Consider the following 14,457-nt stretch of genomic DNA (forward strand, 5'->3'; position numbering starts at 1 on the left):
ACGCGTGGAGCCACCGGCCGCCACGATGCACGGACGGTGCACGCCCCATGATTACGCTTTTCGTCGCCTTCTTCGTCTCGCTGCTGGTGGCTCTGGCGGTGACGCGGCTGGTGCGCGACCGGGCCCTGGCATGGGGATGGCTGGACCAGGCGAACTCCAGCCGGAAGGTCCATGTCCGGCCGATTCCCAGGCTGGGCGGGGTGGGCATCGTCGGTGGATTCTTCGCGCCGCTGTGCGCGCTGTTCCTGGTGGACTCTGGCGTGGGGTACCACTTCCGCTCCCACACGGAACTGGTGACGGGCCTGTTCCTGGGCGGCGCGGCGATTGTGGCGCTGGGGCTGTACGACGACCTGCGGGGCGCGGGCGCCCGTCTGAAGTTCGCCGTCCAGTTCGCGGTGGCGTTCGGCTTGTATGCCATGGGATTCCGAATCGACGTCATCGCCAACCCGTTCGGCCCGGAGCTGGTGTTGGGCGCGTTGAGTCTGCCTTTCACCGTGTTGTGGGTGGTGGGCGTGGTCAACGCGCTCAACCTCATCGACGGCCTGGATGGGCTCGCGGGCGGCGTGGCCTTCTTCGGCGTCGGCACCAACTTCCTGCTCGCGCTGTCGCGAGGCGACGTGCTGCTGTCATTGCTGATGGCGGCGCTGGCGGGCGCCATCCTCGGGTTCCTGGTGTTCAACTTCAACCCGGCCTCCATCTTCATGGGGGACACCGGGAGCATGTTCCTGGGCTTCGTGCTGGCCGCGGTGTCCATCAAGACGAGCACCAAGAGCGGCACGGCGGTGGCCATGCTGGTGCCGGTGATGGCGCTGGGGCTGCCCATCATGGACACGCTGCTGGCCATGGTGCGGCGCTCGCTGCTGGGGCGGCCGATGTTCAGCGCGGACCGGGAGCACATCCATCACCGGCTGATGAGCCACCTGGTGCTCAGCCACCGCGCCACGGTGTTGGTGCTGTATGGCCTGTGCGGCCTCTTCATGCTGGTGGCGCTGGCGCTGAACTTCGCCAGCAGCGCGCAGAGCGCCATGCTGCTGTGTGGCATGGGCGTGCTCATCGTGCTGCTGATGCGGCGGCTGGGCTACCTGGACCTGGGCCGCGCCCGGGACATGCACCAGGTGCGTCAGCGCAACCTCTGGCTGCGGACCATGGTGAAGGACGTCACCCGCGCGGTGCGCGCGGCGCCCTCGCTGGAGGGGGTGTGGAACGCGGTGCGCCCGTTGGCGGATGCCCTGGGCCTGTCGCACCAGGAGTTGTGCTTCCAGCGCGTTTGGCCCACGGGACTCGCGGACAACGTCGTCTTCGAAGCCCAGCGGACCGCGGGCTCGGGGATGCCGTTCGAGGTCAGCATCGCCATCAAGGTCGACGGCGAGGTGCTGGGCGCGATGCTGCTGGTGTGGCGGGATGGCCGGGCCGCCATCAACCGCGATGAGGAACTGGCGCTGGAGCAGGTGGCGGACGCGGTGGCGGAGAGCGCCGGGCGGCTCCGGCCCCGGGCCGACGCCGAGCCCGGACGCCTGGTCGCGCTGAGGAAGTGATGCCCGACGGGCACGCCGCGCCGCGCACCCGGCAGGAGCGCCTGACACCCGTGGGCGCGAGCGCGCTCCTGGCCCTGCTGCGTGCGTGGCCGGACGCCCCCTCGGGTGCGCCGCCGGGAGGCGGGGACGCGGAGGCCCTGGTGCGCACGGCGGTGCGCCACGGGCTGGTGGGCTTCGTGGCGCACGCGGTGGAGCGGGCGGGCTGGGCACTGCCCGAGCCCGCGAGTGCGTCCCTGCGCCGGGAGGCCCTGGGGAACGCGGCGCGGGCCCTGCGCGTGAAGGCGCTGCTGCTGCGATGCCTGGACGCACTGGCGACGGTGGGACAGGTGCCGGTGCTGCTCAAGGGATACGGGCTGGCGCTGCGGCTGTATCCGGACCCGTTGCAGCGAGCCACCACGGACGTGGACCTGCTGGTGGCGCGCGCGGACGTGGGCGCCGCAGTCCAAGCGCTTGCCCGCGTGGGGCTCTCGGTGCGGCGGGACGACGGCGCCCGGCACGGGGAAGAGGACGCTCACCACTTGGAGCTGGCGGGGCCGGCGGGGCTGGTGGAGTTGCACTACCGCGCGCTCGCGGGGTGGGGCGAGGCGCTGGAGGGCGACGCGCTGCTGGCGCGGGCGGAGACGGGCGTGGTGGATGGCCGGGCGGTGCGGTGGCTGCGGCCCGAGGACGAGGCCGTCTACCTGGCGCTGCACGCGAGCAACCACGCGTTGCAACGGTTGGCGTGGCTCTTCGACTTGAAGCTGCTGGCGCTGGCGGACACGCGGCTGGACTGGCGGATGGTGGTGGAGCGGGCACGTGGCACGGCCTTCCCACATGCGGCCTGGTATGCGTGGGACGCGGCGCGGCGGCTCCTGGCGGCGCCGGTGCCGGACGAGGCGCTGGCGGCGCTGGCTCCGCCCCGTTGGCAGCAAGTGCTCGCACGGCGTTTTTTCTCCGACGCGCGGCTGCTGGAGGCAGCGCTGCTGGATAGCCGGACCGGGTGGATGGCGGCGAAGCTGCTGCTGGCGCCACGGATGGGGTCCGTGGCGCGGTATGGCGTCCGGCGAGCACGGAACGCCGTGCGGGCGAGGCTGCGCCGTCCAGGCTGAGCTGGGGGCGCGGCATGCCTCAGCCGCGGCCAGCCAGCACTCCCATCGCCATGGCCAGCGCGCCGGGCAGCGTCTTCCTGCGCACCTGCCTCATGGGGGGAGGCCACACCTCCCGCCGTGTGACTCGGGCCGTGGGCCACGGTCATTTCGGCGGATGCCGCCACGGGCGGCGGAGCGGCCGGTCTGCCTCCATCCGGAGGACTTTTCACCTTCGTTTCGTAGCAGCCTGAATTCGCTTGGGTCTTCCAGCGCCCGGCCGCCGTGTCGATTTTTCCTGGGGCCGTGTCGATCCGCGTTCGGCTGATTCGTCGCCATTTCAGAACGGGGCGGTGCCCCCAACCGAAAGGACGATGCGATGAAGGTCATGGTGCTTGTGAAGGCGACGAAGAACTCCGAGGCCGGTGCGATGCCCAGCGAGAAGATGTTCGCGGACATGGGCAAGTTCAACGAGGAGCTGGTGAAGGCCGGGGTGATGCTCGATGGAGATGGCCTCAAGCCGAGCAGCGCCGCCAAGCGCATCCGGTTCTCGAACGGAACCAAGCGCGTCATCGACGGCCCCTTCGCCGAGACGAAGGAGCTCGTGGCCGGCTATTGGATCTGGCAGGTGAAGTCGATGGAGGAGGCGGTGGAGTGGGCGCGCCGTTGCCCGGACCCGATGCCCGGCGAGGAGTCGGACCTGGAGCTCCGCCCCTTCTACGAGTTGGACGACCTTGGCTCCGAGTTCACGCCGGAGCTGCGCGCCCAGGAGGAGAAGCTGCGCGCCGAGTTGGACCAGCGTCGCGGCTCCTGAGGCGAGGGGCGGACGCGGGGCGGTGGAGCGACACCGCTCCACGCCCCTGCCTCGCTCACCTCACGGGCACAGCGGGCTGCCGCCCAGGCCCGGCGCGCAGCCCTGGCCCACGCAGTACTTCGGTCCGCTGTCGTGCACCTGCTGGCCGGCCGAGTCGCGAGGCACCTCCACGGTGCAGCGGCCGTCGGTCCGGTTCCCGGACGGGTCCTCCACCACGTAGTGCACCGTGTAGACGCGGCCATCTCCGGTGTCGTCGCGCTCTGCGCGCAGCTGGACGGAGGTGGCGTTCACCCGCACGTCGATGTCGTCGCAGGTCGCGCCGTCGCAGATGCCCGCGACGTCCTCGGACTCATCCGACGTCACCCGGATGATGCGGCCGTACCGCTCCAGCGACAGGTCACCCATGCACGCGTCCTTCGCGGGCGCGGCGCACTCGGCCAGCGTCACCGTGCGGTACTGGTGGTCCGCCGGCCACAGCCGCTTGCCCAGGGACGCGCCGGGCACGGGCGCCCGCGTGTCCCGCACCGTCACGGAGAAGGCGCAGCCACACGCATTGCCGGAGCCATCCACCGCGTTGCAGTCCACCACCGAGCGCCCCAGCGGGAACCGGGAGCCATCCGGCGGCGTGCACGTCACCGACACCGGCCCGCAGTTGTCCTCCGCCCGGGCGGTGTAGGTGGCCTCCGCGCCCCCCGCCACGCACTCCAGCACCTGCGGCGCCGGGCAGAGGATGGACGGCAGCGTCGTGTCCACCACCTTCACCGTGGCCTGGCACACCGCGCTGTCCTCGCCGTCGTGGGCCGTCAGCGTCACGGCATGCCGCCCCAGGCTGAAGGGGCCGGGCGCCGTCTGCGTCAGCGTGAAGGGACCCGGCTGCCCGTCCGGGTCATGGCTGCCGTTGTCCACGCTGGCCAACGCGCGGCACTGCGCGTCCGCCTCCACGACGACGTCCCGGCACAGCGCCACCGGAGGCTCGTTGGGCGCGCACGCCAGCTTCAGCTGCGCCGATGCGACGTTGTTGTCCTCGCGGCACTCCAGCTCACGTCCCGTGCCGGTGCCGTCGTCATCCACCACCGCGTAGATGAGCACCCAGCCGCTCTCGGTGGTGTCGAACGCCAGCTCCACGCTCGTCTCTTCGCCCGCTTCCAGCTTGTGGGGCACGGTGGCCACACCCAGGAGCGTGCCGGCTTCGCCCACCGCGTCCTGGTAGAAGGCCACCTGGACCCCCGCCGAGGCCGCCGAATCCCCCTGGTTGCGCACCCTCGCGCCAAGCGTCACCGCGCCCTCGCCCGAGCAGGTGGCCGTCACCTGACCGATGGCGAGGTCCGGCGCCGCGAAGGGCCGCACGGTGCCCGTGCCCTGGCTGTTGGTGCGGAAGGTGTTGAGCCCCGGCGCCAGCCAGTTGCTCACCGGACGCGCGGGCAGGGTGCCGTCGTCGTTCACGTTGGTGACGGAGTAGGCGTGCTGGTTCCAGATGCGCCGCGTGTTCACCCAGCCGTCCTTGCGGTCCCGGTACACGCGGATGCCCTGGAAGTCGCCGTAGCCGCAGGCCGTGTTCTGCGCGACGATGATTTCGGCGTTGCCATCACCGTCCACGTCCGCGACCACCGGATTCTCATACGCGGTGCACGAGCTGTGCGGCGCCTCGAAGCGGACCTGGCCCGTCACGCCGTCGTAGATGCGCAGCGCCGTCTCGTCCGCGTAGACGACCTCGGCGCGGCCATCGCCCTCGAAGTCGAAGGTGGAGGACCCGGTGCGGTTGGAGCTGTGGTCCTGCGTGGGGCTCAGCCACTTCACCGTGCCGTTCGACTCGAACACGGCGTAGTGGGACGCGCCCGCCACGCCAATCTCCGGCTGTCCGTCCCCGTCGAAGTCCGCGATGTTCGGCGGTCCGCCCACGCCGCCGCCCAGGTGCTGCACGGTCCATTTCACCTTGCAGTTCGCGTCCATCAAGGACACGTGGCCGTCCCACACCACGACGATTTCGCCCTCGGGGCCCGCGTCGAAGTTGCCCACGCCCGCGAGCCCGTGGCCCAGCTCCGCCGCCTTGCACTTGAGCGTTCCGTCATGCCGGTAGATGGCGCGGCCATTCACCACCTCCTGGAGCCCGTCCCCGTCCAGGTCCACCGCGAACGCCAGCGGTCCGGTGTCGTTGGCCGGGCTGCCCACGCCGTCGCTCCCCACCCACCGGAGCGTCCCGCTGCTGTCGTAGACGTGATTGCCGGCGATGATTTCCACCGAGCCATCTCCGTCCAGGTCGGCCAGGGACACCCCGCCCCAGTCGAGCGGTGGCCCGTCCGCGCGGAACTTGAAGGCGCCGGTGTGCTCGAAGCAGATGATGCCCTGGGCGCTCTCCGGCACGGTGCACAGCTCCACCTTGCCATCTCCGTCGACGTCGCCCGCGGCGACGCTGGCCGAGCCCCGGGTACGGTACGCCGGGTCCGTCACCGCCCAGAGGTCCGAGCCGTCCGCGCCGCTGATGGCGCGCAGCACGCCGTTCGTCTTGAAATTCCAGCCCTCGAAGCTGTTGAACACCACGTCGGGAACGCCATCCGCGTTGACGTCCACCACCACGGGCGTGGCCTGCGCGTTGGTGTGCGTGGGCATGAGGGGACTGGCCGTCCACGCCCACTCCACCTCGGGCTCGAAGTGGGGCTCGAAGGGCGGCCGCACTTCGCACCGGGCTTCTGACTCCACCGCCGTGGTGTTGTCGAATGCCGGAGGTTCCTCGGGTGTCGTGCCGGTGCACGCCACCCATCCGAGCGCTCCGAGCGTGAGCCAACGGCCCGGACGCCCGTCCGACCATCCCTGCTGCGACATTCCGCCTCCAAGAAAGCCTGCCCGGCCCGCGACGTACCGGGCGGCCCAGGTATTCACTCGGACCGGTTTGGGGACCCACCCCGGAAGGCCGCCCAATGTCGGCTGTTCACCCCTGGCTCCCGGGAGTGACGTCATCCGGGCGTTGCAGGCCATGCGCCCGGACCGTTAAAGGGGGGCCATGTCCGCCGGTCTTCTCGACACCTTCCGAGTGCTCTCTTCGTTTGATCCGCCACGTGGCGCGCTGCGCGGGGCGCCCTGGGAGGAGTATGTGGACTGGGCCATCATGCAGGGCCTGGCGCCCCTGGCGGCCTACAACCTGGAGTACCGGCTGGGCGCGGGCAACGCGCCGGAGTGGGCGCGGGACAAGCTGCTCAGCATCTACCAGGGCTCCGTCAACGACAACGTGATGAAGCTCGTGAACTTCAAGCGCATCGTGGGCGCGCTGGAGGGACGCAAGCTGGTGTTGATGGGCGCCGCGTCCTTCGCGGACTCGCTCTATCCGCACGTGGGCTTCCGCCCCGTGCCGGAGCTGCAAATCCTGATGAAGCGCCTGGACGTGGACGGCTTCTCGGGCTTCCTGTCCCACCACGAGTTCGTCCCGGAGCCCGACACGGAGAACAGCGGCGCCGCGAAGGTGGTGTCCGACGGACGCACCGTCATCCTGCTCTATTCGGACGTGCTGGGCCCCCAGCGCCGCGAGCAGACGGCGGGCATCCTCGAGCGGGCGAAGCCCATGCGCGTGTATGGCTCCTCGCTCTACCGCCCGGAGCTGGAGGACGCGGTGCTGCTGGTGGCGCTGGAGCATGCGCGCCATGGGTACGCGGTGCCGTGGTTGTCCTTCATCGACCTGCGCGAGCTCGTCACCGGCGCGAAGTGGATGGGCGGCGTGTACTCGCGTCCGTTGGATGTGCCGGTGCTGCTGGCCCGGGCCGCGGAGTGGCGCCTGGAGCGGGCCCTCTACACGTCCCTGTCGATTGTGGCGCGCTTGTTCCCGGACGCCGCCGCGGACGCCACCGCCGCGCTGCCGCCGCTGCGCCGGGCGACGCGGGAGCTGTTGGAGCGGACGGTGGTGGGTCCTGTATGCACCCCCGGCCGGACCTCGGCCCTCAAGGGGATGGAGCGGGTTCGCCGCCTGCTCACGGGCCAGTAAGCCCGGCTGCTCGCAGAGGGCCCCCGGTGAAGGGGATGGGCTTTCTTTCGGACTCCCTCCCGGCGTATGAGTCCATCAAGAGACATTCACTGGGGCTCCCTCAATGCGTATTGCCATCATCGGAACCGGCTACGTCGGCCTGGTCGCGGGCACCTGTTTCGCGGACTCGGGTAACGACGTCACGTGCGTGGACATCGACGAGCGGAAGATCCGCATGCTCCAGGCGGGCGAGGTCCCCATCTACGAGCCCGGCCTGGAGGAGCTCATCAAGAAGAACGTGCGCGAAAAGCGCCTGTTCTTCACCCGGGACCTGGCGGAGGCCGTCACCAACGCCCAGGTCGTCTTCATCGCCGTGGGCACGCCCGAGGGTGAGAGTGGCGACGCGGACCTCCAGTACGTGCTGGCCGCCGCCGAGCAGATTGGCAAGGCGATGAAGCAGTACACGGTGGTGGTGGACAAGAGCACCGTGCCGGTGGGCACCGCGGACAAGGTGCGCGAGGCCATCCGCAAGGTGACGGACATCGAGTTCGACGTCGTCTCCAACCCGGAGTTCCTCAAGGAAGGCGCCGCGCTGGACGACTTCCTCAAGCCCGACCGCGTCGTCATCGGCGTGGACTCCGAGCGCGCCCGCAAGGTGATGGCGGACCTGTATTCGCCCTTCGTGCGCACCGAGAACCCGGTGCTGTTCATGGACACGCGCTCGGCGGAGCTGACGAAGTACGCGGCCAACGCGATGCTGGCCACGCGCATCTCCTTCATGAACGACATCGCCGCGCTTTGCGAGAAGGTGGGCGCGGACGTGGACTTCGTGCGCAAGGGCCTGGGTTCGGACAAGCGCATCGGCTATCCGTTCCTCTTCCCGGGCGTGGGCTACGGCGGCTCCTGCTTCCCCAAGGACGTGAAGGCGCTGGTGGCCACGGCGCGTGACTACGGCCTGGAGCTGGACCTGCTGCGCGCGGTGGAGCGCACCAACGAGCGCCAGAAGAAGCTGCTGGTGAACAAGGCGGCCAGGCACTACGGCTCGCTGGAGGGCCGCAAGTTCGGCGTGTGGGGTCTGGCCTTCAAGCCGAAGACGGACGACATGCGCGAGGCGCCGTCCATCGAGGTCATCGAGGGCCTCATCGGCAAGGGCGCCCAGGTGATTGCGCACGACCCGGTGTCTCCGCACACGGCCCGGCGCGTCTTCGGTGAGCGCATCCGCTACGCCTCCGTGCCCTACGAGGCGCTGGAGGGCGTGGACGGCCTCTTCGTGGTGACGGAGTGGAACGAGTTCCGCCACCCGGACTTCGAGCGCATGAAGTCGCTGATGAAGTCGCCCGTCGTGTTCGACGGACGCAACGTGTACGACCCCACGCGCATGCGTGAGCTGGGCTTCACGTACTACGGCATCGGCCGGCGGTAGCGGTGAGCGGGAGCAGGGCCCTCGACGCGCTGACGGGGCTGCGCTTCGTCGCGGCCCTGCACGTCGTGTTGTTCCACTTCGCGGCGCCGTGCCTGGGCACGGCGCCGGAAGCGCTGCGCGACTGGGTGGGCGCGGGCTACGCCGCGGTGGGCGTCTTCTTCGTCCTGTCCGGCTTCGTGCTCGCCTGGAACTACCTGGACGCGGACGGGCGCATGGAGACGTCGCCCAGGGCCTTCTGGGCCGCCCGCGTCGCCCGCGTGTACCCCGTCTACGTCCTGACGTTCCTCCTGTCCGCGCCCACCACCATCGCCGCGTCCGTGGCGGACAACGGCTGGAAGGTGGCCGCCGCGAAGCTCGCGGTGGGCGGGGCGGTGACGCTGGCGCTGCTCCAGGCCTGGGTTCCCCGGCTCGCGCTGTACTGGAATCCGCCGGGCTGGTCCGTGGCGGTGGAGGCCTGCTTCTACGGCCTCTTTCCCCGGCTGGCGAAGGGGCTGCCCTGGCTCAAGCCCGCGTGGCTTCCCGTGGCCCTGGGCGGCGCGTGGGTGCTGGGGTTGCTGCCGCCGCTGCTGTATCTGGCGCTCCTGCCGGACGGCCCGGGGCCCGTGGACGTGCATGCGTCGGGGCCCTGGCTGATGGCGCTCAAGTTCAACCCGCTGGCGCGGTTGCCGGAGTTCCTCTTCGGCGTCCTGCTGGGCTGGTGCTTCGTGCGCGAGCGCGCGGCGGGCGGGGTGAAGGGCTCCGGCGCGGTGCTGGCGGCGCTGGGGACGGCGCTGCTGGTGGCGGCGGGCGCGGCGGGCTCGAGGGTGCCGTACCCGCTGATGCACAACGCTCTGCTGGCGCCCGCGTCGGGGCTGCTGGTGTACGGGCTGGCGCGGGGCGGAGGCGCCCTGGGCTGGCTGCTGTCACGGCCCACGCTGGTGAAGCTGGGGGGCGCCAGCTACGCGCTCTACCTGCTCCAGTATCCGGTGTCGGAGGCGGCCAAGGGCCTGGGGGCTTTGGTGTCGCCCTGGGTGGAGCTGCGTACGCCCGAAGGGCTGCTGGCCTCCGTGTTGCTGCTGGGCGTGCCCGCGTCGCTGTGGGTGCACCGCTCCGTGGAGACACCGCTGCGCTCACGCGTCCGCGCCGCGCTGACGCCCTGGGTGGACGGTGCGCCGCGCGAGCCCGTGAAGCCGGTGGTGTCGGGGACCTGAGCGGCGGGCTGGCGCCGTCAAGCGAGACGGGCGGCGTCCGGGGCACAGGCGCCCGGAGCCTCCGGTCGGGTGGGCCGCCTCAGCGGGAGATGCCGCAGGCGCGCTTGCCTTCCTCGGTCTCGATGGCGCGGCAGTCGCAGCCATCCAGGCGCTCCTCGCACACGGCCTCGTCCTCGGCGGTGGGCTCCACGCGGTTCTCCTCCTGGGAGGCGCGGCGGAGGCACAGCTCCTTCTCCACCGAGTTGATGGAGCAGTCGCACAGCTTCTCGGACAGCTCGCGGCAGGCACCCTTGCAGCCGGTGAGGCCGGACAGGGCGGAACAGAGGAGGGCGGCGGTGACGATGAAGCGGCGCATGGCTGCGGCGAACATGCCAGAAGGTCCCCTGGATGCAAGCTGGCTTCGAGCCCTTCGTGCCTGGGCGGATGCTAGGGTCGCCCGGCTGCTCCACACCTGGGGGAAACGCCACACATGTTGTCACTCGTAGCCGCTGCGTTGCTGGCCACCGCGTCCACTTCGACATCCCACTCACTTCTGACGCCTGTGCCCGAGCGGCCCGTGTCCGCCCGGCTCCTCGTGGCCCAGGCCCCGGCGGAGGAGGCGCCGGACGTCTCTGGGACGCCCACGCCGCCGCCCCTGCCGGAGGACCTGGACGCCCGCGCTCGCGAGCTGACGCAGCAAATCGCGATGCTCCAGAGCGAGATTCGCTCCGTTGACACGAACTGGCCCGCGGGGTCGTTGGTGATGGCGTACTCGGGATACGTGCTGTCCCCGCTGCTGCTGTTGGGCATTCCCCTCATCATCGTCGGCATGAGCACGTCGAATGATGACGACGCCGGCGCCTTGCTGGCCCTGGGGGTGGGCATGACGGTGGGCGGAGTCGCGGGGGTGGGGCTGCTCATCGCGGGCGTCGTCACGGGTTCCAAGCAAGCGGGTATCAACCGGGCCCACCGGGAAAGCCTGGTTCGCGAGCGCATCCGCCTGGAGGATGAGTTGCGCGACGTGAAGGCCCGCCGGGATGCGCGAGGGGCCATGCAGACGCGGCAGTGGACGCCGCGCGCTGGCATCCCGCTGGTCGCCTTCGCCTTCTGATGTCGCCTTTCCAGCACGTCCGGTCTCCCGGCGGCTCGTACTGGAGGCAGGGGGACGGGCGAGGAGCGTGAGTGCTGTGATACTCACCCGGCCAATCCCCGCATGCCCCGCGCTTCCCGCAGTGCCTCTCGATTCACCCTGTTCGCCGAGGCGGCGCTGGCGGCGCTCGTCGTGGTGTGTCCGCTGGCGTTGGGCGGCGCCGCGGGGTGGCTGCTGGGTCCGCTGGTGCTGTTGTCCGGCGCCGCGGCGGTGCTGGCGGCGATAGGGGCGAAGCGGCAGGGCCAGTCGCTTCGCGTTCCGCTGCTGGCAGTGCCCCTGGCCGTGGGGGCGGGCCTGTGCGCGGTGCAACTGGTGCCCCTGCCGGACGGTGTCCTGCGCCTGCTGAGTCCGGAGGCGGCCGGGCTGCGGGAGTTCGCGCTGGTGCCGCTGGGGCTGGAGCGGGCGCGGCCGGTGTCGCTGGACCCGTCCGCCACCTGGCGCGAGCTGGCGAAGCACCTGGCCTACCTGCTGGCCTTCCTCGCGACGGTGCAGGTGAGTCGCTCGCGGGGCAGCCGGGAGCGGTTGCTGGCGGCGGTGGTCTTCACCGGCGCGGGCCTCACGGTGGTGGGGCTGGGCCATGCGTTGCTGGGCGTGAAGTCCCTCTTCGGGCTGATGCCCTGGATGCACGCGCGGCCCACGCTGGTGACGCCCTTTGGCAACCCGAACCACCTGGCCGGCTTCCTCGCGCTGGCGTCCACGCTGGGCGTGGGGCTGGCGCTGACGCGCGGGCCGCAGTCGCGGGCGTTGCCATACGCGCTGGCGGCGGGCGTGTCGGGGCTGGGCGTGGTGCTGTCGCTGTCGCGCGGAGGCATTGCCTTCTTCGCCTTCGGACAGGCGCTGCTGGCGCTGTTCCTGCTTCGCAAGCGCCACACGTCCGGTGAAGGGGCGCCCCCGGTATGGGCCCGGAGCGCCGCGACGCTGCTGGGGCTGCTGGGCGTGCTGATGGTGGGCGCGTACACGGCGGCGGACGGCCTGTGGGCGGAGGCGCGCACCGCGGACAGCGTGGAGAAGCTGCGCCAGTCCAAGGTGGCGCTATGGCCGATGCTGGCGGACGCCGCGCGGGCGTTTCCCATGCTGGGCATGGGGCGCGGCGCCTTCGAGGCGGCGTTTCCGCGCTACCAGACGGAGCCCAATCCCAACACCTTCACGCACCCGGAGAACGCGGTGTTGCAGGTCGCGGCGGAGCTGGGCGCGCTGGGGCTGGTGCTGCTGGCGGTGGCCGTCTGGGGCTTCTTGCGGCTGCTGCGCCGTGAGGGGCTGGAGACGGTGGACCTGGCGGCGCTCGCGGGCGTGGCTGCGCTGGCACTGCACGACCTCTTCGACTTCAGCCTGGAATTGCCCGCGTGCGCGGTGGCGGCGTTGGTGGCGCTGGGCGTGGTGGCGCGTCCCCGGGAGCGGGCCGTCGAGGAGAAGGCGTGGTGCGCGCGGCCCTCGGGCGCGGTGCTGGGGGTGGGGCTGGCGTTCACGGCGGTGGCGCTGGTGGCGCTGGTGCCCGGCCGTCATCGCCTGGGCGACGCGGAGGCGGAGCTGGTGCGGCTCGTCACGTCGGGGGCATCCGCGCAGGACGTCCACGCGCGGGGACTGGCCCTGGTGGACCGGCACCCCTCGGACTACCTGTTGTACCGGCTGATGGCATCGGCGCACGCGGCGCGAGGGCGTGAGGGGGCAGGGGAGGCGCTGGCCCTGGTCAACCGGTCGCTGTACCTGGCGCCGTTGGATGCCAGCTCCCACCGGGTGGCGGCGCGGGCGCTGCTGGCGTTGGGCCGGAGCGCCCAGGGCTTCCTGGAGTACCGGCTGGCGCACGAAGCCGGGGATGCCACCGTGCTGCTGGGCGAGGCCCTGCCGCAGGCGGAGACCCTGGCCTCGCTCACGGTGCTGACGCCGCAGTCCCCAGCGACCGCGGTGCGGCTGCTGGATGCGCTGGCCAACACGCCGGGGCGGCTGGCGCTGGCGCTGGACTACTCGGGTTGGGCGCGGGAGCACTTCGCGGGTCAGCCGGAAGCCGCGGCGCTGTGGGCGCGCGAGGCCCGGTTGCGAATCCTGCGAGGGGACCTGGAGACGGCGGAGGCCGCGCGGGCGCAGGTGGAGCGCCTGGCGCCGGACGCGCTGGACACGCACCTGCTGCGCGCGGAAGTGCTGCGGGCGCAGGGGAAGCGGGAGGAGGCCCTGCATGCGTTGGAGCGGCTGTTGGCGCGCTTCCCGGGCAACGTGGCGCTGTCCTTCCAGTTGGCCGCGCAGCAGCTGGACGCGGGACTGACGCGGCGGGCGAAGGACACGCTCCAGGCGCTGGCGCCCTTCATCACGGACTACGCCCAGCGCGCGCGGTTGCTGGCCATGGAAGCGGCGTGCCTGGAGCGCGAGGGGTTGCTCTCCCACGCACTGGAGCGGCGGCAGACGGCGGCCCGGCTCGCGCCTGGGGCGGACGCGTTCTTCGCGGTGGCTCGGACCCAGGAGGCGCTGCGGCGCTATGACGCGGCGGCGCGTTCGGTCCACGAGGGCATGCGGCATCTTCCCGCGGGCGCGCGGGCCGAGGCACGGGCCTGGGTGTCGCGGCTGGAAGGCGCGGAGCGCGAGCGCGTGGATTCGCGGCGCAAGACGCTATCGGAGGACCCGCGCGCGGCGGAGCTGGAGCACCTGCTGCGTGGCCCGGACGTGGATGGCGAGGCTCGGGACGCGCACTAGGTGCCCGGGCCTCGCTCCGGTTCAGATGTGGGCGTGTGCCTCCTCGCGGGGACGGCAGGGCGCGCCGATGTTGCTGGCGGCCTGGAGTTGCTGCTCCTTGTCGATGAAGGAGGCCACCAGAGGCCACTCCAGGGTGGCGAAGTCCTGGAAGCGCAGCTCGAGCGACTCCTCGTGGGAGCCCGCGCGGAAGAGCAGCCGTTCCGCCAGGCTGAGGGATTCATCAACGGCGACGGGCAGGCCGTAGAGCTCACCAAAGGGGGGCTCTGCGCCCACCTCGCAGTCGGGAAAGTGGCCGGAGAATTCCGGCTCGGTCGCGAGGCGGACGTGCCGGGCACCCAGCATGTCTCGGACCTGGTTCAGGTTGACGGTGCCCGCCGCGGGGACGACGACAATCCATGGCTGCCGGTCCGCCATCACGATGACGGACTTGGCCACGCGCCAGCCGGAGACGTGCAGCGACTCGGCCACTTCTTGAGCGCTGACGGCACGCGGGTGCCAGTACCGCTCGAAACGCACCCCGTTGCGGCGCAGATAGTGCTGTATCGCTTCGGGAATCATGGGGAATCTCACCTCCTCTAGAAAGAAGGTGATGACCGCCAGCGCGTCCGACCACGGGTGCCTGCCACACTCGGGCTTACAGCCGACCACGGAGCGCCTGAACGCCCGTCCGT

11 protein-coding genes are annotated in these 14,457 nt (G+C 71.3%); 8 read left to right on the forward strand and 3 right to left on the reverse strand.

Going from position 1 to position 14,457, the window contains the following annotated elements:
• Positions 1-47: 47 nt before the first annotated feature.
• From BHS09_RS05495 to BHS09_RS05505, 3 genes are all read left to right on the forward strand, one after another.
• Positions 48-1,535, forward strand: a complete 1,488-nt coding sequence (locus BHS09_RS05495; RefSeq protein WP_140797379.1) for an MraY family glycosyltransferase — start codon at positions 48-50, stop codon at positions 1,533-1,535.
• A complete protein-coding gene (locus BHS09_RS05500) occupies positions 1,535-2,623 on the forward strand; it encodes a nucleotidyltransferase family protein (RefSeq protein WP_237080199.1) in 1,089 nt (362 codons plus the stop codon). Before BHS09_RS05495 ends, BHS09_RS05500 begins: the two co-directional genes overlap by 1 nt.
• 355 nt (positions 2,624-2,978) lie before the next feature.
• Entirely contained in the window at positions 2,979-3,413 is a 435-nt protein-coding gene (locus tag BHS09_RS05505; protein WP_140787898.1) for a YciI family protein, read from the forward strand.
• 60 nt (positions 3,414-3,473) lie between these two features.
• Here the strand turns inward: BHS09_RS05505 and BHS09_RS05510 are convergent, their stop codons facing one another.
• Entirely contained in the window at positions 3,474-6,233 is a 2,760-nt protein-coding gene (locus tag BHS09_RS05510) for an FG-GAP-like repeat-containing protein (RefSeq protein WP_140797380.1), read from the reverse strand.
• Positions 6,234-6,411: 178 nt separating this feature from the next.
• On the opposite strand from BHS09_RS05510, the gene BHS09_RS05515 reads away from it, so the two are divergent.
• The 3 genes from BHS09_RS05515 (at position 6,412) to BHS09_RS05525 (ending at position 9,975) form a co-directional block, all read left to right on the forward strand.
• Complete coding sequence (locus tag BHS09_RS05515) at positions 6,412-7,383, forward strand: nucleotidyltransferase family protein (RefSeq protein ID WP_140797381.1); 972 nt, start codon at positions 6,412-6,414, stop codon at positions 7,381-7,383.
• Positions 7,384-7,486: 103 nt separating this feature from the next.
• Positions 7,487-8,785, forward strand: a complete 1,299-nt coding sequence (locus tag BHS09_RS05520; protein ID WP_140787904.1) for a UDP-glucose dehydrogenase family protein — start codon at positions 7,487-7,489, stop codon at positions 8,783-8,785.
• 2 nt (positions 8,786-8,787) lie between these two features.
• On the forward strand, positions 8,788-9,975 hold the full coding sequence (locus tag BHS09_RS05525; protein ID WP_140797382.1) for an acyltransferase family protein: 1,188 nt from the start codon (positions 8,788-8,790) through the stop codon (positions 9,973-9,975).
• 79 nt (positions 9,976-10,054) lie between these two features.
• Here the strand turns inward: BHS09_RS05525 and BHS09_RS05530 are convergent, their stop codons facing one another.
• On the reverse strand, positions 10,055-10,345 hold the full coding sequence (locus tag BHS09_RS05530; RefSeq protein WP_140787908.1) for a hypothetical protein: 291 nt from the start codon (positions 10,343-10,345) through the stop codon (positions 10,055-10,057).
• 99 nt (positions 10,346-10,444) lie between these two features.
• Here BHS09_RS05530 and BHS09_RS05535 point away from each other — a divergent pair, with 99 nt between their 5' ends.
• Positions 10,445-11,065 carry a hypothetical protein gene (locus BHS09_RS05535; protein WP_140787910.1) on the forward strand — a complete coding sequence of 207 codons (621 nt, stop codon included), beginning with the start codon at positions 10,445-10,447 and terminating at the stop codon, positions 11,063-11,065.
• 102 nt (positions 11,066-11,167) lie between these two features.
• Positions 11,168-13,786 (forward strand): O-antigen ligase family protein, encoded by a 2,619-nt coding sequence (locus BHS09_RS05540; RefSeq protein WP_140797383.1) that lies wholly within the window; start codon positions 11,168-11,170, stop codon positions 13,784-13,786.
• A gap of 21 nt (positions 13,787-13,807) precedes the next feature.
• Here BHS09_RS05540 and BHS09_RS05545 read toward each other — a convergent pair whose 3' ends face one another.
• Positions 13,808-14,344: an aminoacyl-tRNA deacylase gene (locus BHS09_RS05545; RefSeq protein ID WP_174260497.1), complete on the reverse strand. Its 537-nt coding sequence runs from the start codon at positions 14,342-14,344 to the stop codon at positions 13,808-13,810.
• Positions 14,345-14,457 lie beyond the last annotated feature (113 nt).

Source organism: Myxococcus xanthus (assembly GCF_006402735.1).
Taxonomy (GTDB): Bacteria; Myxococcota; Myxococcia; order Myxococcales; family Myxococcaceae; genus Myxococcus; species Myxococcus xanthus_A.